We start from the raw sequence: 26,503 nt of genomic DNA on the forward strand, positions 1-26,503 counted from the left end.
GTCCTCAGAACGCCTGAACCAGCGAAACGCCCGCGAAGCGATTGCGGTAATCGCGCAGGTCGTAGTTCGAGCTCACCCGGCGATAGCCGGCATACACCTGCAGGTCGGTGCCACGGCGCAGCGGGATCGTCTGCATGGCCTGCAGCACCAGGTCGTTGCCGCGCTGGCTGGCCTGCCGGTCAACCGCACGCAGTGGCGCATCGTTCCGGCGTCGCGCCAGCTGCGCGCTCACCGCCAACAACCATGGCTGGCTACGGCTGCCCAGCAGCGCCGGGAAGCGGTAGTTCACCGCGGTGTTGAAGCGCGGCTCCCAATGGCTGTTGGCGTCCACGGCCGCTTCGCGCCGCTCCACGCCGGGACTCAGCAGCAGTTGCCAGTCGTCATCCAGCTGCCGGCTGTAGGTGAAGCTGGCGCGGTAGCGGTCGCCCGAGTAACCGCGCGCACTGGCCATCGCCGGGGCCGGGGTATAACGCTCGTCGCGCCAGTCCAGGTTCGCGGCGATGGCAGCCTCACGCCCGACCGGCCTGCGGAAGCCCAGCGCCAGGCCGGCGGCATGCATGTAGCGCGCATCATCCAGCCAGGTCTGGCCGAGCAATGCGGCGATGGCCACGCGGCCGTTGCGCATGCCCCAGCGGCTGAGCGAAATCTCCGGCCCGACCTGCAGCTCGGCCACGTCGCTGTCCAACCCATGCAGGTCGCGATAGCGGTTGGAGGCCGTGGCAAGGCGTGTGTCGAGCACGTCGCCCTGCGCCGACAGTGGCAGCCGGTAGCGCAGTTGCAGGCCGAACTGGCTGCTGGCATCACCGGCCGCGCGCGAGTCCGGGCTGAGCTCGAAGTCCAGGCCGTTGAGGCTGATCGCATGCCGGTCCGGCGCACCGTTGGCATTGCTTTCCACCCGTGCGCCAAGGCTGACCCGACCGGAGAAGCCACCTTCGCGCTTCTGCTCGCCGTCGATCACCGCCATGTAGCCGCGGATCCGGCGCTGTACCGCATCCGGCGTTTCCGGCAACGCCTGCACCTTCTCGAACAGCTGGCGCGCGCGTGGATAGGCCCCCAGGCGGAAGTACAGCGCGGCCAGTTCCAGCTGCAGCCGCGGCGTACCCGGCCGCTCGATCAGCATGCGCTCGTAGGTGGCGATGGCGGCTTCGTAATCGCCCAGACGCGTGGACAGCACCGCATAGGCAAACCCGGCCTCCAGGTCGGCCGGGTTGTCCAGCACCTGCTGGAACAGTTGCCGGCGTTCGGCTTCCCGCTGCGGCACCTCGGCCGCGGGCACGCTGGCCGGTACGTTGTAAGCACGATGCTGTGCCAGCACGTTCGTTGCCATCCCCGGGCACAACAGGGCCGCCAGCAGCATGAAGCGCGCGCCTCCCCGGCGCGGCTGCATCCCCCCCTTCGTCTGGCGACGCCACTGTCGCTTGCCCGTTGCCCTGACCACGTCGCTCTCCTGCCCCTGCGCAGACCGCCATGGCTGCAGCCGGCGGCCACTCTACGCAGGCCCCGTAAGACCCCCGGCACGACCATCGCTAGAATCCCCTCTCCCCCAGCCGGCCATCGCCATGAACGCCTATGCACTGCTCGCCTGCGCCATCGCGCTGGAAGTGGCTGCCACCTCCCTGCTCAAGGCCTCCGATGGCATGACCCGGCTCTGGCCCACGCTGGGTGCGCTGTTCGGCTATGGGGTGTGCTTCTGGTTGCTGTCGATGGTGATGAAGACCGTGCCCACCGGCATCGCCTATGCCATCTGGTCCGGGGTGGGGATCGTGCTGATCTCGCTGATTGGCCTGTTCGTGTTCAAGCAGAAACTGGACCTGCCGGCGCTGATCGGCATCGGGTTGATCTGCGCCGGCGTGGTGGTGATCAACGTGTTCTCGCACTCCACCGCACACTGAATGCCGCCCGGCACGGCAGCGCCTGCGGCCGGGGCGAACACACGTGCGTGGCGCGCTTCCGGCAGCCGCCGCCTTGCATGGAAACCATCGCTTGACCGCGCGCGCGGTCCGGCCTATTTTGTGCGCGCCTCAGGTATTCATCCCTCTATCCGCATGAAGGGATGAATTTAAACGGGAATCCGGTGAAGCGGCCTCGTGCCGCCATTCCGGAGCTGCCCCGCAGCGGTGAATGGAAACAACCGCCGTCATCCAGCACTGGGTTCATCCCCGGGAAGCGACGGCCAGTAGGTGGGCACCCCGGTGCCCGTGTCCATCAGCCCGAATACCGGCCTTGGCCGGGGGACCTGCCGTCCCTCGATTCGACCTGGAGCCTCCGCGGGGAGACGGCCGGTACCGATGCCCTGCCTCGCCGCGGGCCGGTCCGCCGTGTCCCCGCCATGAATCCGGTTCGCCCGCGGGGGCGAAGGTCGCTGGCGTGGCGGACGTGGCTGCAAGGCCGCGCACGATGCGCGGTTCCTTCGTTCCTCAATGCCCAATGCAATGAGGACACTGACATGACTATCGTTACCAACCTGGGGTTCCCCCGGATCGGCGCGCGCCGCGAACTCAAGCACGCGCTGGAAAGCTGTTGGCGCGGCGAGACCGATGCCGCGCAACTGCAGGCGACCGCCGCTGAACTACGTGCCCGCCACTGGCGGCTGCAACGCGATGCCGGCGTCGACGTACCGCCGAGCAACGACTTCAGCCTGTACGACCAGGTGCTCGACACCGCGGTGCTGTTCGATGCCATCCCGCAGCGTTACCGGGCACTGGCGCAGCGCGCGCCGCTGGACGGCTACTTCGCCATGGCACGCGGCCTGCAGCGCGACGGCGTGGACCTGCACGCGCTGGAGATGACCAAGTGGTTCGACACCAACTACCACTACCTGGTGCCCGAACTCACCCAGGACCAGGCCTTCACGCTGCAAGCCGACAAGCCGTTGAGCGAGTACCGCGAAGCCCGGGCACTGGGCATCGAGACCCGGCCGGTGCTGCTGGGCCCGGTGAGCTTCCTGCGGCTGTCCAAGGCCACCGACGGCAGCGATACGCTGGCCCTGCTTGATCGCCTGCTGCCGGTGTACGCGCAACTGCTGGCCGAACTGAAGGACGCCGGTGCGGCATGGGTGCAGCTGGACGAGCCGGTACTGGTGCAGGACCTGGACGACACTGCCCGCGCCGCCTTCGACCGCGCCTACCGTTATCTGGCCGATGTGCCGCGCCCACAGCTGCTGCTGGCCACCTACTTCGGTGCGCTGGATGACAACCTTGCGCTGGCCACGTCGCTGCCGGTCGATGGCCTGCACGTGGACCTGGTGCGTGCGCCGGAGCAGCTCGACGCCGTGCTGCGTGCCCTGCCGGCCACGCGCGTCCTGTCGCTGGGGCTGGTCAACGGCCGCAACATCTGGCGCGCCGCGCTGGACAATGCGCTGATCCTGGCGCGTTACGCCCTGGGCCATCGGGGACCGGACACGCTGTGGCTGGCACCCTCGTGCTCGCTGCTGCATTGCCCGGTGGACCTTGGCCAGGAGAAGAAGCTCGATGCCGAGCTGCGCAGTTGGCTGGCGTTCTCGCGGCAGAAGCTGCAGGAACTGCGCGTGCTGGCCGATGCCCTGGACGGCAAGGCCTCGGCGGAGGCGGCGCTGGACCAGGCACGTGCGGCCATCGAATCGCGCCGCCACTCGCCACGTGTGCACAACCCGGCGGTGAAGACACGCGTGGCCGCGCTGACCGCCACCGATGCCGCCCGCGCCACACCGCACGTACAGCGCCAGCTGCAGCAGGCACAGGCGCTGCGCCTGCCCGCGTTCCCGACCACCACCATCGGCTCGTTCCCGCAGACCCAGGACGTGCGCCTGGCCCGCGCGCGGAACAAGTCCGGCAAGCTCTCCGATGCCGACTACGATGCCTTCCTCGCCGAGCAGACCGCGCATTGTGTGCGCGTGCAGGAACAGATCGGCCTGGACGTGCTGGTGCACGGCGAGTTCGAGCGCAACGACATGGTCGAGTACTTCGGCGAACAGCTCGATGGCTTCGCCTTCACCGGCAATGGCTGGGTGCAGAGCTACGGCTCGCGCTGCGTGAAACCGCCGGTGATCTTCGGCGACGTCAGCCGGCCGGCGCCGATGACGGTGCGCTGGTCGCGGTACGCGCAATCGCTCACCGACAAGCCGATGAAGGGCATGTTGACCGGGCCGGTGACGGTGCTGCAGTGGTCGTTCGTGCGTGATGACCAGTCGCGCGCCGATACCTGCACGCAGATCGCGCTGGCGCTGCGCGATGAGGTGAACGACCTGGAGGCGGCCGGCATCCGTGCCATCCAGATCGACGAGCCGGCCCTGCGCGAAGGCCTGCCGCTGCGGCGCGCGCAATGGCAGGACTACCTGGACTGGGCGGTGCGTGCCTTCCGCATCAGCGCCAGCGGCGTGGCCGATGCCACCCAGATCCACACCCACATGTGCTACGCGCAGTTCAACGACATCATCGAAGCGGTGGCCGCCCTGGACGCGGACGTGATCTCGATCGAGACCTCGCGCTCGCGCATGGAACTGCTGGATGCGTTCGCGCGTTTCGACTACCCCAACCAGATCGGCCCGGGCGTGTACGACATCCATTCCCCGCGCGTGCCCGATAGCGCCGAGATGGTGGAACTGCTGCGCAAGGCCAGCGACGTGCTGCCCCCGGGCAAGTTGTGGGTGAACCCGGACTGCGGCCTGAAGACCCGCGGCTGGCCGGAGACCCGGGCCGCGCTGGAAGCGATGGTGGGTGCCGCTCGCACGCTGCGCGGGGAAGTGGCCGCGTAAGGCTGCAACGCGCCGTGCTCGGGTAGATCACCGCAGATGCTGCGTCTGCCCCCTCCCTTTCGCGTAGCGAAGGGGAGGGTTGGGGAGGGGGGCCTTTCGCCGCGATGGCGCGCGTTGCTGCTCACGCCGAAGCAACGGCAACGTCCAACCCCTCCCCCGCCCTCCCCTTGCCTTCGGCAAAGGGAGGGAGTGTTCCGCGTGCACTGGCAAATCACCGCAAGCCCCGCTTTTCCCCCTCCCTTTCGCGCAGCGAAGGGGAGGGTTGGGGAGGGGTGCCTTCGCCCCGGAAAGTCCACCTCGTTGCGCCACCGCATCCCACCACCGCGCCGGGCAGGAATTCCCTGGTCATGCCCTGCCATGCCCCACCGCTTAAACTGTCGCCACTCCCGCGTCAGGAAACAGTCGATGTACGCAGCCGATGTAGCGTTGCTGGTGGTGGACCTGCAGCCCGATTTCATGCCCGGCGGTGCCCTGCCCTGCCAGCAGGGCGATGCCGTCGTTCCCGGGATCGCCGCGCTGCTGGCGTCGCGCCACTACCGCACGGTGGTCGCCACCCAGGACTGGCACCCGGCCGACCACGTTTCCTTCGCCAGCCAGCATGCCGGGCGTGCGCCGTTCGAGGTGATCGACCTGCATGGCCAGGCGCAGACGCTGTGGCCGGACCATTGCGTGCAGGGCAGCCCGGGGGCCGCGCTGGACCCGCGCGTGGGCTGGGACGTGGCCGACCTGATCCTGCGCAAGGGCACCGACCAGCAGGTGGATTCGTACAGCGCCTTCCGCGAGAACCATGGCCCACGCGGTGACCGCCCGGCGACCGGGCTGGCCGGCTGGCTGCACGAGCGCGGCATCACCGAGGTCCATGTCTGTGGCCTGGCGCGTGACTACTGCGTGCTGTGGAGCGCGCAGGACGCGGCGATCAGCGGCTTCCGCGTACGTTTCCTGTGGGAACTGACCCGGCCGGTGTCCTCGGCCAACGACGCGGCCACGCGGATCGCGCTGGTCGAAGGCGGGATTGAAGTAGTGGGATAAGCCTCTGCAGGAGCGGCCTTGGCCGCGAAGCCGGGCCGCCTTCCCGACAACGTGTAGCCCCCCTCCCCCAGCCCTCCCCTTCGCTGCGCGAAAGGGAGGGTGCACGACAAAGCTCCCTCTCCCCCGTCATTCGCTTCGCTGCGCGAAAGGGAGAGCAGATCAGCGGAACACCACCGTGCGGTGCCCGTTGAGCAGGATGCGGTGCTCCACGTGACGCCGCACCGCGCGTGCCAGCACCAGCGATTCGGTATCGCTGCCCAGCTGTACCAGGTCACGCGGCGTCATCGCATGGTCCACGCGCGCCACGTCCTGCTCGATGATCGGGCCTTCGTCCAGGTCGGAGGTCACGTAGTGCGCGGTGGCGCCGATGATCTTGACCCCGCGCGCATGCGCCTGGTGGTACGGCTGGGCGCCCTTGAAGCTGGGCAGGAAGCTGTGGTGGATGTTGATCGCCCGCCCGGCCAGCGCCTGGCACAGGCGCGGCGACAGGATCTGCATGTAGCGCGCCAGCACCACCAGGTCGATGCGCTCGCGTTCGACCAGATCGATGATCTGCTGCTCCTGCTGCGCGCGGTTGTCCGCGCTGACCGGCAGATGATGGAACGGCACCCCGTAGGAACCGGCCAGGCCGGCGAAGTCGGTGTGGTTGGAAGCCACCGCGGCGATGTCCACCTTCAACTGGCGGCTGTGGGTGCGGAACAGCAGGTCGTTGAGGCAATGGCCCTGCTTGCTGACCAGCACCAGCAAGCGCGCACGACGACGGGCATCATGCAGTTCCCACTGCATCGCGAACGCCTCCCCCAGCGCCTGCAGGCGTGCACGCACGGACGGCACATCGCCGGCATTGCTCATGTCAAAGTGCACGCGCAGGAAGAACCGGCCACTTTCCTCGTCACCGAACTGCTGCGCATCCAGGATGTTGCAACCCGCCTCGAACAGCAGGCCGGACACGCGGTAGACGATGCCGGTGCGATCCGGGCAGGACAGGGTCAGGATGAAATCAGGGCGCATGGCCAGCAACACGGCGGGGGACCGCGCAAGGTAACCGCTCCGGCAGCAGCCCGGCAAAACCGGTTGCAGCTGACACGGTCGCTGCCACCGGCAGCGGAACCGTCGACGAACGCGAACCCGCCAGTCTGGCCGGCCCCGCCACGGCCAGCTAGATGGCTCGGGCTTGGCGCTTTATAAAGAAATACTTGGCAATCCCCCCGGAAAATGCGCGCCGGCATGAACATCCTCCAGTCCCTCCGCAGTTTCATCCGCACCGCCGATGCCGGCAGCCTGGCCGCCGCCGCACGCACCCTGGGCATCAGCCCGGCCGCGGTGGGCCAGAACATCGCCCGCCTGGAAGCCCACCTGGGCGTGCGCCTGCTCAACCGCACCACCCGCCAGCTGGCCCTCACCGAACGTGGCGCGCTGTACCTGGCGCAGGTGCGCCATATCGAGCGCGACCTGCAGCGTGCACAGGCAGCCGTCACCGACCCGGATGCCACGCCGGCCGGCCGGCTGCGCATCGCCAGCAGCGCCGCCTTCGGCCGGCATGTCCTCGCGTCCCTGTTGCCAGCGCTGCAGCAGCGCTATCCACGCCTTGCGATCGAGCTGCTGCTGACCGACCGCAGCGTCGACCATGCACACGAGGACGTGGACGTGAGCTTCCGCATCGAAACCCAATTGGAGGAAGGCCTGGTGGCGCGCCCCGTCGCGCAGGTGCCGTTCGTGTTCTGCGCGTCACCGGCCTATCTTGCCGATGCGGGAACACCGCGCTCGCCGGAAGACCTGCGCGAGCACCGTTGCCTGCTGTTCCGCCATCCGCTGGACGGGCGCTACCTGCGCTGGGGCTTCACCCGCGACGGCCTGCATTTCGACGCCGACGTGCAGCCGGCGCTGGTCAGCGACGACATCGACGCGCTCGCCGAGATGGCTGCCAACGGGGGCGGCATCACCCGCCTGGCCGCCTTCGTCGCCGCGCCCTACCTGGCGCGCGGAGAGCTGCAGCCGCTGTTCACCGCCCCGGGCGGCGACGAGGCCCGTGCTGCTCCGGCACCGATGCGGTTGTTCCTGTGCGTCAGCGACCGGCGCGACCTCACGCCGAAGATCAGGACGCTGCTGCAGCATGTGGTCGATGCCCTGCCCCCCGCGTGGCGAGTGGACATCGACCACCCGTAGTGCCAGGCCACGCCCGGCCGGGGTCAATCGCAGCGGCCGACGTCGAACAGGCCGCGGGCTTCATGCGGCTCGCAGCGCAGGTACTGCGGCGAGGCGCTGATATGCGTGCCCAGGGCGGCGGCGGCGTGCCACGGCCAGCGCGGGTCGTAGAGGATCCCGCGGGCGAGGCCGATGGCGTCGGCACGGCCGTCGACCAGGATCGCCTCGGCCTGGGCCGGCTCGGTGATCAGGCCCACCGCGATCACCGGCGTGCCGATCTGCGCCTTGATCGCCTCGGCGGCCGGCACCTGGTAGCCCGGGCCCACCGGGATCTGCTGGCGCGGGTCCAGTCCACCGCTGGAAACATGCAGGAAATGGTTGCCACGTGCTTCCAGTGCCTTGGCCAGCGCGATGCTCTGCTCGACGTCCCAGCCGCCATCGACCCAGTCGGTCGCCGAGATGCGCACGCCCACGGCGACCGTGGCCGGCACCGCCGCACGCACGGCATCGAACACCCGCAGCAGCAGGCGCATGCGGTTCTCCAGCGAACCGCCGTATTCATCGGTGCGGTGGTTGCTCAACGGCGACAGGAACTGGTGCAGCAGGTAGCCATGCGCGGCATGCAGCTCGATCAGGTCCAGGCCCAGGCGCACCGAACGGCGGGCCGCCGCGGCGAACGCCTCGACCACGCCATCGATGCCGGCTGCATCCAGTGCCTGCGGGGTCGGCTCACCCTCCAGGAACGGCAACGCCGAGGGGGCCAGCACCTGCCAGCCATGTTCCTGGTCCGGCGCGATCGCCCGGCCCCCGTCCCACGGCCGGGCGGTGGACGCCTTGCGCCCGGCGTGGGCCAGCTGCACGCCGATCGGCATCTTCGACCAGCGCCGTACCGAGGCCAGCACCTTGCCCAGCGCGGCTTCGGTGGCCTCGTCCCACAGGCCCAGGTCGGCCCAGCTGATGCGCCCTTCCGGCAGCACGGCGGTGGCTTCGAGGATCAGCAGGCCGGCACCGGACTGTGCCAGCTGGCCCAGGTGGATGGTGTGCCAATCACTGGCCTGGCCATCCTCGGCCGAGTACTGGCACATCGGCGCGATGACGATGCGGTTGGAAAGCGACAGCGGGCCCAGCGACAGGGGCGAGAACAGGTGGCTCACGGGAAGATCCGCAAAAAGTGGGGAACGCACATTGCACGCCCCCGCCGGACCCGATTCAACCGGCGTGGTGGATCACTGCGTCTTGGTCCCGTCGAGCAGGAACCCCAGCGCCTGCGCGCAGGGCATCTGCACCTTCAGCGACAGCAGGTGATCGGCGCGGGTGCGGCCCAGGTTCACCGCCGCGATCGGCAGGCCGGCCTTGGCGGCGGCATCGACGAAACGGAACCCGGAATAGACCATCAACGATGACCCCACCACCAGTACTGCATCGGACTGCTGCAGGTGCGCCTGCACCGCCGCCACGCGTTCGCGCGGCACGTTCTCGCCGAAGAACACCACGTCCGGCTTGAGCAGGCCGCCGCAGTGCTCGCAGTCCGGCACCTGGAAGGCACTGAAGTCGGTTTCCAGGTCGGCATCGCCGTCCGGCGCCATGCCGGCGTCGAGCCGGTCCCAGCCGGGGTTGGCGGCGAGCAGGCGCACCTGCAGCCGTTCACGCGACGAACGCGCTTCGCAGGCCATGCAGCGCACCTGGTCCAGCCGCCCGTGCAGGTCGATCACGGTCTGGCTGCCGGCACGCTGGTGCAGACAGTCCACGTTCTGGGTGAGCAGCAGTTCCACCCGGCCATCGGCTTCCAGTGCCGCCAGCGCGTGGTGGGTGGTGTTGGGCCGGGCCAGGCCGAAGCGTGGCCAACCGAGCAGGCTGCGGGCCCAGTAACGCTGCCGCGTCGCCGCCTCGCCCATGAAGGCCTGGAACGTCACCGGCGGGGTGCGTTTCCACTGGCCGTCGGCATCGCGGTAATCAGGGATGCCCGAGTCGGTGCTGCAGCCGGCGCCGGTCACCACCAGCAGGCGCCGGTGCCGGGCGATGAACTCCGGCAGTTCGGCCACCAGTGCGGGGGACAGGCCACCCAGCGGCGGTGGGGACGAGGTGGTCATCGCAACCGGGTCACAGCGGCGGCAGGGACGGCACGCTGGTCGGATGACCCTCGGCGTCGAGCGCGATCATCACGAAGGTACCCTTGGTGCACAGCTCGCGGGCACCGGTGAGCAGGTCCTCGGTCACCAGCTCCACCTCCACGTGCATCGAGCTGCGGCCCACGCGCACCACGCGGCCGATGGTTTCCACCATCTGGCCGATGCGGATCGGCAGCTTGAAGTCGACCTGGTCCGAGCGCGCGGTGACCACGGTGCGGCGCGAATAGCGGGCGGCGGCGAGGAAGGCCGCCTTGTCCATCCATGCCAGCGCCTGGCCACCGAACAGCGTGCCCATGTGGTTGGTGTGGTTCGGGAAAACGATCTCGGCCATGCGTACTTCAACGGGCGGATCGGTCTGCGGGATCGGAGTCATGGGACGTCGGCAATGGGGGAATGCCGGGATGATACGCCGCACGGGCTGTGCGGCTGGTGTACGCCGATCACATCGGCTTCGCGGCCAAGGCCGCTCCTACGCGGCGATCCCGGCTTCGCCCTCGACTGCAATCCGAAAACAAGAACACCCCGGGCGTTCGCACCGGGGTGTCAGGTACTACCAGCATGCGACGATCAGAACGCTTCGTCGAAGGACACCTCGCCCTGCACGCCAACCTGGTAGGCCGAGACGCGGCGCTCGAAGAAGTTGGTCAGCTCCTGCACGTCCTGCAGCTCCATGAACGGCAGCGGGTTGCGCACGTTGTACTTCTTGGCCATGCCCAACTTGGCGAAGTGCTGGTCGGCGCAGTGCTGCAGGTACTGGCGCATGTCGCGGGTGGAGATGCCGGCCACGCCGCCGGACAGCACGTCCTCGGCGAACTGCACTTCGCACTCGATGGCTTCCTCCAGCATTTCGTAGACCTGCTGTTCCATCCTGGCGTCGAACAGGTCCGGCTCCTCGGCGCGGATGGTGCGCACGCACTCGAAGGCGAACTCCATGTGGCAGCTCTCGTCGCGGAACACCCAGTTGGTGCCCGATGCCAGGCCCGGCAGCAGGCCACGCGAACGGAAGTAGTACACGTAGGCGAACGCGGCGAAGAAGAACAGGCCCTCGATGCACGCGGCGAAGCAGATCTGGTTGAGCAGGAACTGGCGGCGCTCCTCGCGCGTCTCGATCCGCTTCAGGCCCTGGATGGAGTCGATCCACTTGAAGCAGAAGTCGGCCTTCTTCTTGATCGAATCGATGTTCTCCACCGCGGCGAACGCCTTGAAGCGCTCCTCCGGGTCCGGCAGGTAGTTGTCCAGCAGGGTCAGGTAGAACTGCACGTGCAGCGCTTCCTCGTACAACTGGCGCGACAGGTACATGCGCGCTTCCGGCGCATTGAGGTGCTGGTACAGGTTCAGCACCAGGTTGTTGGAGACGATCGAGTCACCGGTGGCGAAGAACGCGACCAGGCGGTGGATCAGGTGGCGGTCGGCCGGCGTCATCTTGTGGTGCAGGTCGGTGATGTCGATCTGGAAGTTGATCTCCTCCACCGTCCAGCTGTTCTTGATGGCGTTGCGGTACATCTCGTAGAAGTCCGGGTAACGCATCGGGCGCAGGGTCAGCTCGAAGCCGGGGTCGAGCAGCATCTGGTTGGGTTTCTTGGACATGGGAAATCTCGTTTGCGCTTCTCCGCAGGGAGAAGCTGGCGCGTGGCGCCGGATGAGGGTTGGCTCTTCGAGGTTCAGGGCTGCTTGCTCAGCAGTGCCCTCACCCCAACCCCCGCTTCGCGCCCCGGCCCTTGCACGAGTGCAAGGGCGTTCGATGGGCCGCGAACCGGTGGTTCGCAAAACGGCCCCTCTCACCCCGCAAGCGGGAGAGGGGCTTGAGCGGTGCTTACTGGCAGGCTTCGCAGGCTTCCGGGTTTTCCAGCGAGCAGGCGACGGCTTCCACCGGCGTGTAGGCGCTGACCGTGGTCTTGGCGATCTTGGTCGCCGGGCGCGAACGCAGGTAATAGGTGGTCTTGATGCCCTTCTTCCACGCGTACATGTACATGGACGACATCGCGCCGATGTTCGGGCTTTCCATGAACAGGTTGAGCGAGGCGGACTGGTCGATGAACGCGCCGCGGTCGGCGGCCATGTCGATCAGCGAGCGCATCGGCAGCTCCCACGCGGTGCGGTACACCTCGCGCAGCGTTTCCGGGATCTGCTGCAGGTTGCGGATCGAGCCATCGGCGAGCTTGATCGCATCGCGCATTTCGTCGGTCCACAGGCCCAGCTGCTTCAGCTCGCCGACCAGGTAGCGGTTGATCTGCAGGAAGTCGCCGGACAGCGTCTCGCGCTTGAACAGGTTGGACACCTGCGGTTCCACGCACTCGTAGCAACCGGCGATGGAAGCGATGGTGGCGGTCGGGGCGATGGCGATGATCAGCGAGTTGCGCAGGCCGTGCTGCTTGATGCGCGCGCGCAGGTCGTCCCAGCGCGCGGTGTCTTCCGGCACCACGTTCCAGGCGTCGAACTGCAGCTCGCCGTGGGCGGCGCGGGTATCGTTGAACGAGGGGTGCCTGCCACGCTCGGTGGCTAGCTCGCACGAGGTTTCCAGCGCGTGGAAGTAGATGGTCTCGGCGATCTTCCTGGACAGCGCGCGGGCCGGCTCCGAATCGAAGGCCAGGCGCTTGCGGAAGAACACGTCCTGCAGGCCCATGCAGCCCAGGCCGACCGGACGCCAGCGCAGGTTGCCGCGGCGGGCGGTCTCGATCGGGTAGAAGTTCAGGTCGATCACGCGGTCGAGCTGGCGCACGGCCAGGCGCACGGTCTCGGCCAGCTTCTCGAAATCGAAGTCACCGTGCTCGTCGAAGTGGTTGCCCAGGTTGATCGAGCCTAGGTTGCACACCGCGGTCTCGTCGTTGGAGCAGACCTCCAGGATCTCGGTGCACAGGTTGGACAGGTGGATGACGTTGCCCGGGCGCAGGGTCTGGTTGCTGGCCAGGTTGCACTTGTCCTTGAAGGTCATCCAGCCGTTGCCGGTCTCGGCCAAGGTGCGCATCATCCGGCCATACAGCTTGCGGGCGTTGATGGTGCGCACGGCCTTGCCCTGCGCCTCGGCCTGCAGGTAGGCCTGCTCGAAGGCCGGGCCGTACAGGTCGGTGAATTCCGGCACCACGCGCGGGTCGAACAGCGACCATTCCTGGTCGGCCTCCACGCGCTGCATGAACAGGTCCGGCACCCAGTTGGCCAGGTTGAGGTTGTGGGTGCGGCGCGATTCGTCGCCGGCGTTGTCACGCAGCTCCAGGAAGTCCTCGATGTCGGCGTGCCAGGTTTCCAGGTACACGCAGGCCGCGCCCTTGCGCTTGCCCCCCTGGTTGACCGCCGCGACCGAGGAATCCAGCGTCTTCAGCCACGGCACGATGCCGTTGGAGTGGCCGTTGGTGGACCGGATCAGCGAGCCGCGCGCACGCACGCGGGTGTAGCTCACGCCGATGCCGCCGCTGAACTTGGACAGCTGGGCGATGTCGCCGTACTTGGCGTAGATGGACTCGAGCGAATCCTGCGGCGAGTCCAGCAGGAAGCACGAGGACAGCTGCTCGTGGCTGGTGCCGGCGTTGAACAGGGTCGGGCTGGACGGCAGGTAGTCCAGGCTGCCCAGGCGCTGGTACAGCGCCAGTGCCTCGGGCACGTCCTCGCTCAGCGCGCTGGAGATGCGCAGGAAGAACTGCTGCGGGGTCTCGATGACCTTGCGCGAATGCGGGTGGCGCAGCAGGTAGCGGTCGTACAGCGTGCGCAGGCCGAAGTAATCGAAGTTCAGGTCGTACTCGGGGTTGATCGCATCGTTGAGCTTGCGCGCGTTGATCTGCACGAAGTTCAGCAGGCGGTCGTTGATCAGGCCCACTTCGTGGCCGCGCCCCACCGACTGCGAGAACGCGTGGATTTCCTGGCCGGACACTTCCTTGGCGATGAAGTTGGCCAGCAGGCGCGCGGCCAGCCGTCCGTACTCCGGCTCCTCGCCGATCAGCAGCGCGGCGGTGCGGATGGACAGCTCGTCCAGTTCCTGGGTGGTGGCGCCGTTGTACAGGCCGGAGATGGTGCGGGTGGCCACGCGCATCGGGTCGACCGAATGCAGCCCTTCGCAGCAGCGCTGGATCGCGCGGACGATCTTGTTCAGGTCCACCGGCTCGGTGTTGCCATTGCGCTTGGTCACGCTCATGGCGGTGGCGGTGGGCGGCGGGGTCAGTTCAAAGCCGGCCTCGGCCGGGGCGACTTCGGTAGCGGAAGTGGTCACGACGGTGTGTCCTTCATGGCGTGGTGCACGGGGTGCCTGCCCTCGCAGGAACCGGGGCCGGTGCGGGTCGTGAGCATGGAAGGGCGGCGTCGCAGCGGCCGCGACGGCATCGACCCGGGGGTCGGCGTCAGCAGCACCACGTCACCAGCCGTCTTCCCCTCGAAGACACCGCAGCCGGCACCGCGCGGTGTGCTTCGCGCGGCTGTCGGCAGGTCTTCGGACTCATGGGCATGAAGGCGGGGGCCTTCTCCTACTCCGCCGCTTCCCAAGGCCGCTGCCTCAGTGCTGTGTGGCGGGGTCGTTCCCAATTACCGCTGCGGGGCAGTGCCGGACTGGCCTGAAGGCGTCACCGGCTTCCCTTTGAATCCAGCGGGGAGCAAACCCGCCGGAACCGACGACCCACAAGATAGTGGGGGTATATGACAGGGTCAACACGAAATGTTGTGAAATTTCGCCAAGCCTTGTGGCACAAGGGCTGCGCCGCAACTGTCCGGATAATCACGATCCGAACTGTCTGAATCGACTGCGCAGTCAAGGGGTTTGACGGATTTCTTTGTGCGGAAATCAGTTGTTCCGATGGCGTGAAAATCACGTCCCGCCGTCAGGCGTGACTTTCGACCGGGGCCAACCTGCCGCCAAGTCGCGAAGCTGGCGTCACCCCAAGGACGACATCGCCATGCGCACCGCTGCCCTCGCCACCCTGCTGCTCCTGCTCCCCGTCGCCGGCCACGCCGCCACGGTGAACGCCCCCTCTCTCTCGGCCGACCAATGCGGCGTGGAAACCGACTACGACGTGCTGGTCGATGGCGGCGGCATCTGGCTGCGACGCGACACGCAGGCGCTGCGCGAGATCGTCTTCCACGACGGCGAGCTGAGCATCGATGGCCGGATGCAGCCGGTCTCGGCGGCCGATGCCCAGCGCCTGCGGGCGCTGGAAAACGGCGTGCGCCAGTTGATGCCAGCGGTCACCGGGATCGCCACCGAGTCGGTGGGCATCACCTTCGATGCGCTGGACGCGGTGTACGAGACGCTGACCGGCGACGCCAACTCGCGCAAGGTACGCAAGCTGCGGCGCGAGGCCGAGGACTTCGTGGCCCATACCATCGGCCGCGGGCGCTGGGAACAGGACGCCTTCGACGAGGGCTTCGAGCAACGCGTGGAAGCCGCCGCCGAGTCGTTGGCCGGCTCGATGGCGCGCAGCGTGTTGTGGACGGTGTTCACCGGCGGCTCGGACCGCCTGGACAAGCGCGCCGACAAGCTCGATGCGGAAATGGAACAACGCCTGGAAGCGCGCACGCAGGTGCTGGAACGGCATGCGCAATCGCTCTGCAACCAGGTACTGGCGCTGGACCGGCTGCAATCGGCGCTGGAATTCCGCTACAACGGCCAGCCGCTGCAGATGATGCGCGTCACCGGCGATGCCACCGCCGCCGTGCACGAGCGGGAAGCCGGCAACAGCATCCCGCTGCCGTAAGCGCGACCGTGGTGCCTGCCATTGGCTTGGCAGCCAAAGCCGCGCCCATCGTAGCGCGGCGACGCCTTCCTCCGGATCAGCCCTTGGGCAACCGCGCCAGCTCCTCGCGGACCAGGCGCACCACCAGCTGGTCCAGCGTGTCGACCGAAGAGTTGCTCACGTCATGCGTGGTCTGGGTGCCGGCACCGCTGGCCGGGTCGGCGGCGTCCTTGTAGGTCAGGAAGATGAAACGCCCGCCGGTGTACTGCGCGATCTGGCGTTGCACGATCTCGCCGGTGGTGTCCTGGCCGGACGCGGCCACGCTGAACACCTTGATGCCCTTGCCCAGCGCCGCCAACGCGGTCTGGTCATAGCGCGGCGGGGCGTAGTCCATGTGCGGCGGCGCATCGGCCAAGGACACCAGCACGCGGGTGGTCGACGGGCCGCGCCAGCTCAACGACTGCACCGCGTGGTTGAACGCCTCGTTCATGGCCTCGGGATAGTCGCCGCCGCCATTGGCCTGCACGCCATCGAGCACCTGCTGGAACGCGTCGACATTGCCGGTCAGGTCCCAGCCGCGCACGAAGTACTCATCACCGCGATCGCGGTAGGTCACCAGCCCCAGGCAGATGTCCGGGTTGGACGGCAACCGGCTGATGTCGCGCACGATGCCCTGCAGCGAGCCGCGCAGCTTGTCGATCTCATCGCCCATCGAACCGGTGGCATCGACCATGAACACCAGGTCCAGCCGCGCACGAGCCGGCGGCGCGGCGTCAGGCATCACTACCTGCAGCGCGTTCTTCTGCCCACGCTGCAGGGTCGCCTCCACGCTCCGGCCGTCACGGCGCACCTGCACCTGGTAGCGCGGCGTATCGCGGTCATCGAAGGCATTGGGGTGCACCCACACCTGGCCATCGGCATCGGTACGCGCCCACATCCGCGCGCCATTGCCGGCAACGACCGACACCTCCGCATCCGGCACCGGGCGGCCCCGGGTATCCACCACCTGCAGGCGCTGGCGCACGCGGATGTCGCGGCCCAGCTGCGCGGACTCGCCATGACGCTGCAGGAACTGCTGGAACGCCCCGAAGTCGGCGTTGTCGTCGACCACGCCGGCCGTCACCGGCACCTGCGACTGCTGGCGCACCGCGACCTCACTGGCGCGGCCGGCCGGCGCCATCGCCTTTGCCGATGTCCGGTAAGCCGCATCGGCCGCCGGGGCCGAGCGCGGCACGGGTGCCGGCGGGGCCGGGGGCGACGGCGGCATGACCGCCTCGGACACCATCGCCGCTTCGCTCTCGGCGATGGCGTGGCGGCTGCGGCGGGTGTGCTGGACCTGGCCACGATCGGGGTCGGGCACTTCGCTCAGTACCGGGGTGTCGCTGCAGGTGCTGCCTGCCGGCGGCTGGAAGTTGGCGCGTGTTTCGCGCACGCGCTGCACGCCCGGTGCCTGCAGGTCGCCTTCCACCACGGACGACGGTGGCCCGGCGGTGCGCACGGTGGCCAGCACCGGCAAGCCGACCAGCAGGGTGACGGCCGCGGCCAGGGCCGCGGTACGGGCCGGGGACCGCTTCGATGCGTGGGTGTGCTTCATGGCGCTGGCTCCTGTGCCGATGTGGCGTGCGGATACAGGAACGGCCGGGGATGCGGAACGGGGTCAAGCGGTGATGCGCCGTGGCGCCGAGCGTGGCCCGGCACTCCCGGCGGTGCCCTCAATGACGGTGCGGGGTACCGAGGTACTCGGCGCTCTGCATCTCGATCAGGCGGCTGGCGGTGCGCTCGAAGGCGCCGGCCAGGCGGGTGCCCGAATACAACAGCGGCGGCGGATCCTGCGCGGTGCAGACCAGGTTGACCTGGCGGTCGTACAACTCGTCGATCAGGTTGACGAAACGACGCGCCGCGTCTTCGTTCATCCGGTCGAAATGCGGGATGCCGCCGAGCAGCACGGTGTTGAACTCGCGCGCGATCTCGATGTAGTCCGACGGGCCACGCGGCCCCTCGCACAACGCCGGGAAATCGAACCAGACGATGCTCTTGCCGCGCCCACGCACCGGGATCTTGCGGCCTTCGATGGCGATGTTGCCGTTGCGCGGGTCGTCGCTGCCGCTCAGTTCCTTCCAGCGGCCCAGCAGCCATGCATCGCTGTCATCCTCCAGCGGCGCGCGGTACACCGGCGAGCGGGTCAGCGCACGCATGCGGTAGTCCTCGGTGCCTTCGGCGTACAGCTCCACGCAGTACTTCTGCAGCAGCGCGATCGCCGGCAGGAAGCCCTCGCGCTGCAGGCCGTTGAGGTACAGGTTCTCCACCGCGGTGTTGGAGGTGGTCACCAGCGTCACGCCCTCGGCGAACAGGCGCTCCAGCAGGCGCGCCAGCAACATCGCATCGCCGATGTCGGTGACGAAGAACTCGTCCAGCACCAGCACGCGCAGGTTGTTGCGCCACTCCTGGGCGATCTTGGCCAGCGGGTCGCTCTGGCCCTGGTGCTCGCGCAGGCGCTCGTGGATGCCACGCATGAAGCGGTGGAAGTGGGTGCGGTACTTCTGCTCGATCGGCAGGCCGTCGTAGAGCAGGTCGACCAGGAAGGTCTTGCCGCGGCCCACGCCACCCCAGAAGTACAGGCCCTTGACCGGCTCGGGCTTCTTCCAGAAGGCGGACAGGCGGTCCAGCCAGCCGTCCTGCGCCGAATCCACCAGCGCCTCGTGGATGCGGTCCAGCTCGGCCAGCGCCGCATGCTGGGCCGGGTCATCACGCCAGTCGCCGCGGGCCACGCCGGCGGCGTAGCGTTGTGAGGGGGTCAGTGCGTCCATGCGGTCAGCTGCTGCTGTCGGGCAGCCAGCGCCGCACTTCATGCTGGATCGCGCCACGCAGGTCGATCAGCTTGCGATGGAAGAAATGCGAGGTGTCGGGCATGCGCACCAGCTGCGGCGGGTTGTCCAGCGACGCCAGCCACTGGTAGACCGCCTGCGCGTCGACCACTTCGTCGGCCTCGCCCTGCACCACCAGCCAGTTCGACGGCGGCTGCACCTGGCTGAAATCCCAGGTCCTGCGGCCCACCGGCGGGGCGATCGAGATCAGGGCCTGCGGCTGCAGCGCACCGGCCGCGCGCAACGACACGTAGGCGCCAAAACTGAAACCGGCCAGCCACAGCGTGGCGTCCGGCCGCTGGCTGCGCACCCAGTGCGCCACCGCGCGCAGGTCATCGCCTTCGCCTTCGCCATTGTCGTAGACGCCGGCCGATGCGCCGACACTGCGGAAGTTGAAACGCACGGTGGTGATGCCCAGGTCGCGCAGCGCGCGCGAGACCATGGTGACCACCTTGTTGTGCATGCTGCCGCCTTCGATCGAGAGCGGGTGGCAGATGACGGCGATGACCGGCCGCGGCGCGGCGTCGCCATCGGGCAGGTCGACGGCGACCTCCAGCGGCCCGGCCGGGCCTTCCAGGGTCAGCGTCGCCGATTCGTGGGGGAATGGGGGCGTTTGCATGCAGCCATAATACCGGCCCCGACCGGCGGCATCACCGCCGTGGTCTTCACGGTAGCCGAAACAATGCATTTCCTGTTCCTGAGCGTGGCCTGCAGCGTGCTGGTGTCGGTGTTGCTGAAACTAGCGCCACGCCGCGGCATCGACATCGCCCAGGCCGTGACCTGGAACTACCTGGCCGCCAGCGTGTTGTCGCTGCTGGTGCTCAAGCCTTCCCTGCAATCGCTGCAGGGCGGGCAGACGCCATGGCTGGCCCTGCTGGGTTTGGCGGTGGCGCTGCCCGGCATCTTCCTGGTGCTGGCGCGGGCGGTGCGGCAGGCCGGCATCGTGCGCAGCGACGTGGCGCAGCGGCTGTCGCTGCTGCTGTCATTGACCGCGGCGTTCGTGTGGTTCGGCGAACAGGCCAACGGCTGGAAGCTGGCCGGGTTGGCGCTGGGGCTGCTGGCCATCGTCGGGGTGAGCGCACGCAACGGCGATGCGACGACGCCGACCGGTTCGAGCTGGGGCTGGCTGCTGGGCGTGTGGGCCGGCTTCGCGCTGGTGGACATCCTGCTCAAGCAGGTCGCCGCCGCCGGCACCCCGTCGACCTCGGCGCTGCTGGTGAGCTTCGGCATCGCCTTCGTGCTGATGCTCGCCTGGCAGCTGCAACGCCACTTCACCGGCGCCTCGCGATTGGATGCCCGCAATCTGGCCTATGGCCTGCTGCTGGGTGCGATCAACTTCGGCAACATCCTGTTCTACGTGCGTGCGCACCAGGCATTGCCGCACAGCCCGGCGACGATCTTCGCCGGGATGAACATCGGCGTGGTGTGCCTGGGCGCACTGGTGGGCGTGTGGGTGTTCGGCGAGAAGACCAGCGTGCTCAACCGCGTGGGCCTGCTGCTGGCGGTGGCGGCGATTGGCTTGATCGCGCGCGGGACGCTGTAGTGCCTCTTTCCGCGGTGAGGCTTCAACCGCAACGGCAACTGCCCCTCCCCGGCCCTCCCCTGCGCCTTCGGCGCAAGGGAGGGGGCAAAGCCTTTTCCTCCCTTTGCCTCAAGGGAGGGGGCGAAGCCTTTCCCTGCCGTTGCCTCAAGGGAGGGCGGTCTTCGCGTACGGGAACTTACGGCTCGAAGCCCAGCAGCAGCGGATCATGGTCCGAACTGCGCCACGGGCCCGGGACGTTGCGGCCCTGGTAACCGGCCTCGTCGGCTTCATCGGCGTTGGTATGCCACTCCGCAGCGCCCTTCAGGCGCGCTGCCATGCCCGGGCTCAACAAGGCGTGGTCGAGGCGCCCGGTAAGGCCGTTGTAGACATAGCTGTAAGGCTGCTGCACGCCGGCCAGCTTGAAGGCGTCCTGCCAGCCGTCGGCGGCGAGCTGGCGGATCGGGTCTTCCATCGCATAGGCATTGAAGTCGCCCAGCAGCACCGCGTCCTTGCTGCCGCTGCGGGTCGGGTCGGTCTGCAGCCAGGTGTTGAGCAGGCGTGCCGACTCGACGCGGGTGGCGTTCCAGCAGCCCTGCCCATCATTGCGGTCGGCATCGGCACCGCTGGCTTCCGAGCAGCCCTTGGACTTGAAGTGGTTGGCCACCACCACGAACGGCGTGCCCTTGCGGCCCATGCGGAACGCCTGCGCCATCGGCACGCGGCTGCGCTCGCCGAACGGCTCGCGCTCCAGCACCGCCGGCCTGCCGACCGGGCTCACCTTCGAGCGACGGTAGATGATGCCAACGCGGATCGGGTTGTCGCCCGGCCCGTGGCCGGCATCGACGAACGCCCAGTCGCCGTCCCTGCCCTGCCCTTCGTTGATCGCACGCACCAGCTGGTCGATCGCCGAACCGGGGCCGTAGCCGTCGTTCTCCAGTTCCATCAGCGCCGCCACGTCGGCGTTGAGGCTGCGGATGGTGGTGACCAGCTTGGCCTGCTGGGCCGCCTGCTGCTCGGCGGTCCTGGCGCCGCGCAGGGTCGGGTAGCCGCCGCCCTTGCCGTCACCGTTGAAGTAGTTCTCCAGGTTGAACGCCGCGATGCGCAGGCCGCCGGCCACCGTCGGCGGCTGCTGCGGACGCTGCGCCTCGGCGACGGTCAGCGGTGCGGTCAGCTGCAGGCGGATGTCACCATCAAAACGCTGGTCGACGATGCCCTGCACGTCGGTGAGCTGCGCGCCGGTGCGCAGCAGCGTGCCTTCGGCCAGGTACGGCACGCTGCGTGGATCACGCTGGCTGCTGCCATCGTCCAGGCGGATGCGACGGCGGGCGTTGTCGGCGATCACCGCCGCCTGCTCCGGGCTGCCGGCGGCGGCCACTTCGCTGGGCTGCCACAGGCGGCCACCGAAGGCCGCGGTCAGCTCACCGTAACGCGACAGGCCATCCTGGCCGGCCAGGGTCAGCGGCACGGCGATGCGGACCTGCATGCCTTCCAGGGCTTCCCAGTTGGCCGGCACGTCCTGCAGCACGGTCACCGCCGGGGCCGGACGGGCGGCGATGGCGGTGACCTTGTCGGCCTGCAGGGTGGTCAGGCGGTTGTCGCTCTTGCCGGCCGGCAGCTCCTGCACGGTACCGGTGATACGCAGCCACTGCCCGGGCTGCACCGCCTGGTCCTTGGGCAGCTGCACGAACAAACCGTCGGAAGTCCCCGCATCGCCATCGCCGGCGTCCTGCACATAGATGCCACCCAGGCCTTCGCGCAGGTCGGCGCTCACGGCGGCCTCGATGGTGACGGTCTTGCCTTCATGGGCGCTGCGCGCGCCGTTGCCCTGGACCTTGCCGATCGGCAACACCGCCGGCGGGGCGGCCAGCGCGGGACCGGCGCAGGCCAAAGCCAGTGCCAGGGCGAGAAGGGTGGGGGTACGGCGCATGGGCAACTCCGGTTGGCGGCGGCGGGCAAACAAAAAGCGCCGCCCGTCGAGGGCGGCGCCGGATATTGTGCAGCAGCCGATGTGACCGCAAGCCACCGAATCTGGCGGCTTACTTCAGGTTGTCGAGCATCCAGTCCACGGCGGCGTGGATCTGCTCCTCGCTGAGCCCGGCATTGCCGCCCTTCGGCGGCATGATGCCGCCGTCCGGGCCGGTGTAGCCCTCGATGGCGTGCTTGTAGAGGGTGTCCTTGCCCTGCGCCAAGCGGCTGTCCCAGTGCGCGTGGTCCAGCGTCGGCGCCTTGCCCACGCCGGTGGTGTGGCAGGCGGTGCACAGGTTGTCGAAGATCGTCTTGCCGTCGAGGGTGCCGCCATAAGCACCGCTGGCCGAAGCCGCCGCGGCGGCGGCCGCTGCAGCCGCGGCCTGGGCCGAGGCACCGGTCGCACCCGCATACACCGCACCGATCGGCGCGATGCGCTGTTCAACGCGCTTGGCCACGGTGGGCGAGACTTCGGCGGGGATGGAGTGCTGCAGGAAGTACGCGAAGATGATCAGGCCAACCGTGATGACGGCCAGAATGACGATGACGATGGAAAAGCGCTTGAGAAACTCGAGGTCGTAATTCCGCACGTCTCAATACCCCAGGCGAGTAGTCGAAGGACTATGGCTGCCGGCGAGTATAGACCAGCGTTGGGCCGCGCCTGCAACGGGTTGGCGGCCTCAATGAATGCGGCAACGCACCATCCCAGCGGCCTCAACGCGGCGCTGCGGCACCGGCTGCACGCAGGCACAGCGCACCGATCGCATCGACCAGATGTTCGCCATCGCGCAGGCCATCGCGGCTGGGGGCGACGGGCCCGACCAGTGCCTCGGTGAAGGCACCGACGATGCAGGCCGCGCTCACGTCCAGGTCCTGCGGCGGCAACTCGCCGGCATGCACGCCGTCGGCAAGGATGCGCTTGAACACGTCACCGAACAGGCGCCGGCAACGGATGCGCTCGGCCTCCACTTCCGGATCCACCGGCTCGGCGATGAAGGCATAGGCCAGCCACGGCCCGGCCATCGCGCGGCGCACGAACGAGGCCACCGCCGCGTGCAGGCGCTGTGGCGCCGGACGGCTTTCATCGGCGATGGCCGACAGGATCGCCAGCTCATGCTCCACCGCCGCGGTCAGCACCTCGACGAACAGCTCCGCCTTGGACGGGAAGTGGCGGTAGATCAACCCGGTGGAGACCCCGGCCTCGGCCGCCACGGCAGTGACCGGTGCATTGCGGTAGCCGCCGGCCGCGACCAGTCGCCGGGCGGCCGCCAGGATCGCCTCGCGGTTGCCGGCGAGGCGCTTTTCCATCAATTCCGAGCGTTTGTAGGCCATGGAGTGATTCTAAGTTCAATTTTTGAATTTGTATTCACTTTTTCACGAAGACCGGCTAGGCTGCGCGCAAACGCCCGTGCGGACGGCCGCAGCCGTCACCCCCACCCCGGAGCGCCCCCTCGCCTGGTTGTACTGGAGCCGCCCCATGCACGTCCCCACCCTGTCCTTCGATCTCGGCGAAGAGATCGACATGCTGCGCGAAAGCGTGGCCCAGTTCGCCGCCGCGCACATCGCCCCGTTGGCCGCGGAAGCCGACGCCACCAATCACTTCCCCAACCCGCTCTGGCGCCAGCTTGGCGAGCAGGGCCTGCTCGGCATGACCGTGGAAGAGGAGTACGGCGGCACCGGCATGGGCTACCTGGCGCATGTGGTGGCGATGGAGGAAATCTCGCGCGCCTCCGGCGGCATTGGCCTGTCCTACGGCGCGCATTCCAACCTGTGCCTCAACCAGCTGCGCAAGAACGCCAGCCAGGCACAGAAGCAGAACTACCTGCCCAGGCTGTGCAGCGGCGAACACGTCGGCGCACTGGCGATGAGCGAGCCGGGTGCCGGCTCGGACGTGGTGTCGATGAAGCTGCGCGCCGACAAGCGCGGCGACCACTACGTGCTCAACGGCAACAAGATGTGGATCACCAACGGCCCGGATGCGGACGTGCTGATCGTCTATGCCAAGACCGACATCAACGCCGGTTCACGTGGCATCACCGCCTTCATCATCGAGAAGGGCATGAAGGGCTTCTCCACCGCGCAGAAGCTGGACAAGCTGGGCATGCGTTCGTCCAACACCTGCGAGCTGGTGTTCCAGGACTGCGAAGTGCCGGTGGAGAACGTGCTGGGTGAGGTGGGCGGCGGCGTGAAAGTGCTGATGTCCGGGCTGGACTACGAGCGCGTGGTGCTGTCCGGTGGCCCCCTGGGCCTGATGGCCGCGGCGCTGGACGTGGTGCTGCCGTACGTGCACGAGCGCAAGCAGTTCGGCGAGGCGATCGGCACGTTCCAGCTGATCCAGGCCAAGCTGGCCGACATGTATGTCGGCTTCAATGCCTGCCGGGCATACGTCTATGCGGTGGCCAAGGCCTGCGACCAAGGCCGCACCACGCGCCAGGACGCCGCCGGCGCGATCCTGTACTCGGCCGAGAAGGCAACCTGGGCCGCTGGCGAGGCGATCCAGATCCTCGGCGGCAATGGCTACATCAACGAGTACCCGACCGGCCGTTTGTGGCGTGATGCCAAGTTGTACGAGATCGGCGCCGGCACGTCGGAGATCCGCCGCATGCTGATCGGGCGTGAGTTGTTCCAGAAGACCGCATGATGCCGCTTGAGCCCCTCTCACGTTCACGGGAGAGGGGTTGGGGTGAGGGGAAGCTCCGAGCACGCGGACTCAACGTCCGAAGAGCCCCCTCATCCGCCCCTTCGGGGCACCTTCTCCCGCGTGCGGGAGAAGGGAAGCAACCGCCCTGCTCCCGCCTCGGCGAGCCCGGGCATGCTCCAGAACCTCCAGGATTCCGCCGCCATGACCACCCTTACCTCCCAGCTGCAACCCGGCAGCGACAGCTTCGAAGCCAACCGTGCTGCCATGCAGGCGCAGGTTGACGATCTGCGCGCCACGCTGGAAGCCACCGCACGCGGTGGCAGCGACGCGGCGCGGGCCAAGCACACCGCGCGCGGCAAGCTGCTGGTGCGCGAGCGCATCGATGCGCTGCTCGACCCCGGCAGCCCGTTCCTGGAAGTCGCGCCGCTGGCCGCACATGGCATGTACGACGACCCGGTGCCCGGCGCCGGCATGGTCGCCGGTATCGGCCGCGTGTCCGGGGTGGAGTGCCTGATCGTGGCCAACGATGCCACCGTCAAAGGCGGCACCTACTACCCGGTCACGGTGAAGAAACACCTGCGCGCGCAGGAGATCGCGCAGCAGAACCGCCTGCCCTGCATCTACCTGGTCGACTCCGGCGGCGCGTTCCTGCCGCTGCAGGACGAGGTGTTCCCGGACCGCGACCATTTCGGCCGCATTTTCTACAACCAGGCCAACCTGTCGGCACAGGGCATCCCGCAGATCGCCTGCGTGATGGGCAGCTGCACCGCCGGCGGCGCGTATGTGCCGGCGATGAGCGACGAGACGGTCATCGTCAAGGAACAGGGCACCATCTTCCTCGGCGGTCCGCCACTGGTGAAGGCCGCCACCGGCGAGGTGGTCAGCGCCGAGGAACTGGGCGGTGCCGATGTGCACACACGCATTTCCGGCGTCGCCGACCACATGGCCGACAACGACCTGCAGGCGCTGGCGCGGGTACGCGCCATCATCGCCAGCCTCAATTGGCGCAAGCCCGCGCCGGGCGTTGCGCTGCAGGACGATGAAGCACCGCTGTTCGATGCGCATGAGCTGTACGGCGTGATCCCCAGCGATACACGCAAGCCTTATGACGTGCGCGAAGTGATCATGCGCGTGGTCGATGGCTCGCGCTTCGACGAGTTCAAGCCGCGCTACGGCAACACGCTGGTCACCGGGTTCGCGCACGTGCATGGCCATCCGGTCGGCATCATCGCCAACAACGGCATCCTGTTCTCGGAGTCGGCGCTGAAGGGCGCGCACTTCATCGAGCTGTGCTGCCAGCGCAATATCCCGCTGGTGTTCCTGCAGAACATCACCGGCTTCATGGTCGGCCGCAAGTACGAACACGGCGGCATCGCCAAAGACGGCGCCAAGCTGGTGATGGCCGTGGCCAACGCGCGTGTACCGAGGTACACCGTCGTGATCGGCGGCTCGTTCGGCGCCGGCAACTACGGCATGTGCGGCCGCGCCTATTCGCCGCATTTTCTGTGGATGTGGCCGAACGCGCGCATCGGCGTGATGGGCGGCGAGCAGGCCGCAAGCGTGTTGGCGACGGTCAAGCGCGACGGCATCGAAGCCAAGGGTGGGCAGTGGTCGGCATCGGAAGAGGATGCATTCAAACAGCCGATCCGCGACCAGTTCGAGCAGCAGGGTCATCCGTACTATGCGAGCGCGCGGTTGTGGGACGACGGCGTGATCGACCCCGCCGATACCCGCCGCGTCCTCGGCCTGGCGCTTGCCGCCAGCCTCAATGCACCTACGCAGGAAACACGCTTCGGCGTGTTCCGCATGTAACGGCGACCGGAGA

General features: G+C 68.2%; 21 protein-coding genes and 2 riboswitches. Of the genes, 8 read left to right on the plus strand and 13 right to left on the minus strand.

Annotated features, from left to right (window positions below):
• Window positions 1-4: 4 nt before the first annotated feature.
• The gene (locus ACIPR8_RS09070; RefSeq protein ID WP_446540809.1) at window positions 5-1,438 is read right to left on the minus strand and encodes a tetratricopeptide repeat protein; all 1,434 of its coding nucleotides are present in this window, start codon (window positions 1,436-1,438) and stop codon (window positions 5-7) included.
• 121 nt (window positions 1,439-1,559) lie between these two features.
• On the opposite strand from ACIPR8_RS09070, the gene ACIPR8_RS09075 reads away from it, so the two are divergent.
• From ACIPR8_RS09075 to pncA, 3 genes are all read left to right on the plus strand, one after another.
• Complete coding sequence (locus ACIPR8_RS09075; RefSeq protein ID WP_132863597.1) at window positions 1,560-1,892, plus strand: SMR family transporter; 333 nt, start codon at window positions 1,560-1,562, stop codon at window positions 1,890-1,892.
• A gap of 114 nt (window positions 1,893-2,006) precedes the next feature.
• A riboswitch (cobalamin riboswitch) is annotated at window positions 2,007-2,240 on the plus strand.
• Window positions 2,241-2,446: 206 nt separating this feature from the next.
• Entirely contained in the window at window positions 2,447-4,732 is a 2,286-nt protein-coding gene (gene metE, locus ACIPR8_RS09080; RefSeq protein WP_446540810.1) for a 5-methyltetrahydropteroyltriglutamate--homocysteine S-methyltransferase, read from the plus strand.
• A gap of 405 nt (window positions 4,733-5,137) precedes the next feature.
• On the plus strand, window positions 5,138-5,761 hold the full coding sequence (pncA, locus tag ACIPR8_RS09085) for a bifunctional nicotinamidase/pyrazinamidase (protein WP_446540811.1): 624 nt from the start codon (window positions 5,138-5,140) through the stop codon (window positions 5,759-5,761).
• Window positions 5,762-5,920: 159 nt separating this feature from the next.
• Here pncA and purU read toward each other — a convergent pair whose 3' ends face one another.
• The gene (gene purU, locus ACIPR8_RS09090) at window positions 5,921-6,772 is read right to left on the minus strand and encodes a formyltetrahydrofolate deformylase (RefSeq protein ID WP_446540812.1); all 852 of its coding nucleotides are present in this window, start codon (window positions 6,770-6,772) and stop codon (window positions 5,921-5,923) included.
• Between the two features lie 216 nt (window positions 6,773-6,988).
• On the opposite strand from purU, the gene ACIPR8_RS09095 reads away from it, so the two are divergent.
• Window positions 6,989-7,927, plus strand: a complete 939-nt coding sequence (locus ACIPR8_RS09095) for a LysR family transcriptional regulator (RefSeq protein ID WP_446540813.1) — start codon at window positions 6,989-6,991, stop codon at window positions 7,925-7,927.
• A gap of 23 nt (window positions 7,928-7,950) precedes the next feature.
• Here ACIPR8_RS09095 and ACIPR8_RS09100 read toward each other — a convergent pair whose 3' ends face one another.
• The 5 genes from ACIPR8_RS09100 to ACIPR8_RS09120 form a co-directional block, all read right to left on the minus strand.
• Window positions 7,951-9,060, minus strand: coding sequence for an NADH:flavin oxidoreductase/NADH oxidase (locus ACIPR8_RS09100; protein ID WP_446540814.1), 1,110 nt, complete (start codon window positions 9,058-9,060; stop codon window positions 7,951-7,953).
• Between the two features lie 72 nt (window positions 9,061-9,132).
• Window positions 9,133-9,996, minus strand: a complete 864-nt coding sequence (locus tag ACIPR8_RS09105; protein ID WP_446540815.1) for an NAD-dependent protein deacetylase — start codon at window positions 9,994-9,996, stop codon at window positions 9,133-9,135.
• 10 nt (window positions 9,997-10,006) lie between these two features.
• Entirely contained in the window at window positions 10,007-10,408 is a 402-nt protein-coding gene (locus ACIPR8_RS09110; protein ID WP_132863610.1) for an acyl-CoA thioesterase, read from the minus strand.
• Between the two features lie 194 nt (window positions 10,409-10,602).
• Complete coding sequence (locus tag ACIPR8_RS09115) at window positions 10,603-11,622, minus strand: ribonucleotide-diphosphate reductase subunit beta (protein ID WP_132863611.1); 1,020 nt, start codon at window positions 11,620-11,622, stop codon at window positions 10,603-10,605.
• 226 nt (window positions 11,623-11,848) lie between these two features.
• Window positions 11,849-14,158 carry a ribonucleoside-diphosphate reductase subunit alpha gene (locus ACIPR8_RS09120; protein ID WP_225591762.1) on the minus strand — a complete coding sequence of 770 codons (2,310 nt, stop codon included), beginning with the start codon at window positions 14,156-14,158 and terminating at the stop codon, window positions 11,849-11,851.
• A 265-nt stretch (window positions 14,159-14,423) separates the two neighbouring features.
• A riboswitch (cobalamin riboswitch) is annotated at window positions 14,424-14,644 on the minus strand.
• A gap of 265 nt (window positions 14,645-14,909) precedes the next feature.
• Between ACIPR8_RS09120 and ACIPR8_RS09125 the strand changes: the two genes are divergently transcribed.
• Entirely contained in the window at window positions 14,910-15,707 is a 798-nt protein-coding gene (locus ACIPR8_RS09125; protein WP_323437623.1) for a DUF2884 family protein, read from the plus strand.
• A gap of 76 nt (window positions 15,708-15,783) precedes the next feature.
• Here ACIPR8_RS09125 and ACIPR8_RS09130 read toward each other — a convergent pair whose 3' ends face one another.
• The 3 genes from ACIPR8_RS09130 to ACIPR8_RS09140 all read right to left on the minus strand — a co-directional run bounded on the left by ACIPR8_RS09130 (window position 15,784) and on the right by ACIPR8_RS09140 (window position 19,169).
• Window positions 15,784-17,280, minus strand: coding sequence for a vWA domain-containing protein (locus tag ACIPR8_RS09130; RefSeq protein ID WP_446540816.1), 1,497 nt, complete (start codon window positions 17,278-17,280; stop codon window positions 15,784-15,786).
• A 118-nt stretch (window positions 17,281-17,398) separates the two neighbouring features.
• Window positions 17,399-18,493: a cell division protein ZapE gene (zapE, locus tag ACIPR8_RS09135; protein ID WP_446540817.1), complete on the minus strand. Its 1,095-nt coding sequence runs from the start codon at window positions 18,491-18,493 to the stop codon at window positions 17,399-17,401.
• A gap of 4 nt (window positions 18,494-18,497) precedes the next feature.
• A complete protein-coding gene (locus ACIPR8_RS09140; protein WP_132863620.1) occupies window positions 18,498-19,169 on the minus strand; it encodes an alpha/beta hydrolase in 672 nt (223 codons plus the stop codon).
• A gap of 63 nt (window positions 19,170-19,232) precedes the next feature.
• On the opposite strand from ACIPR8_RS09140, the gene ACIPR8_RS09145 reads away from it, so the two are divergent.
• Window positions 19,233-20,093, plus strand: a complete 861-nt coding sequence (locus tag ACIPR8_RS09145) for an EamA family transporter (protein WP_446540818.1) — start codon at window positions 19,233-19,235, stop codon at window positions 20,091-20,093.
• Window positions 20,094-20,268: 175 nt separating this feature from the next.
• Here the strand turns inward: ACIPR8_RS09145 and ACIPR8_RS09150 are convergent, their stop codons facing one another.
• From ACIPR8_RS09150 to ACIPR8_RS09160, 3 genes are all read right to left on the minus strand, one after another.
• Window positions 20,269-21,999, minus strand: a complete 1,731-nt coding sequence (locus ACIPR8_RS09150; protein WP_446540819.1) for an ExeM/NucH family extracellular endonuclease — start codon at window positions 21,997-21,999, stop codon at window positions 20,269-20,271.
• Between the two features lie 109 nt (window positions 22,000-22,108).
• On the minus strand, window positions 22,109-22,627 hold the full coding sequence (locus ACIPR8_RS09155; RefSeq protein WP_132863625.1) for a c-type cytochrome: 519 nt from the start codon (window positions 22,625-22,627) through the stop codon (window positions 22,109-22,111).
• Window positions 22,628-22,751: 124 nt separating this feature from the next.
• Window positions 22,752-23,369, minus strand: a complete 618-nt coding sequence (locus ACIPR8_RS09160) for a TetR/AcrR family transcriptional regulator (protein WP_446540820.1) — start codon at window positions 23,367-23,369, stop codon at window positions 22,752-22,754.
• 145 nt (window positions 23,370-23,514) lie between these two features.
• On the opposite strand from ACIPR8_RS09160, the gene ACIPR8_RS09165 reads away from it, so the two are divergent.
• Window positions 23,515-24,678 (plus strand): isovaleryl-CoA dehydrogenase, encoded by a 1,164-nt coding sequence (locus ACIPR8_RS09165; RefSeq protein ID WP_446540821.1) that lies wholly within the window; start codon window positions 23,515-23,517, stop codon window positions 24,676-24,678.
• A gap of 201 nt (window positions 24,679-24,879) precedes the next feature.
• The gene (locus tag ACIPR8_RS09170; protein WP_446540822.1) at window positions 24,880-26,490 is read left to right on the plus strand and encodes a carboxyl transferase domain-containing protein; all 1,611 of its coding nucleotides are present in this window, start codon (window positions 24,880-24,882) and stop codon (window positions 26,488-26,490) included.
• The last annotated feature ends 13 nt before the right edge of the window (window positions 26,491-26,503 follow it).

The organism is Stenotrophomonas sp. LARHCG68 (genome assembly GCF_052871705.1).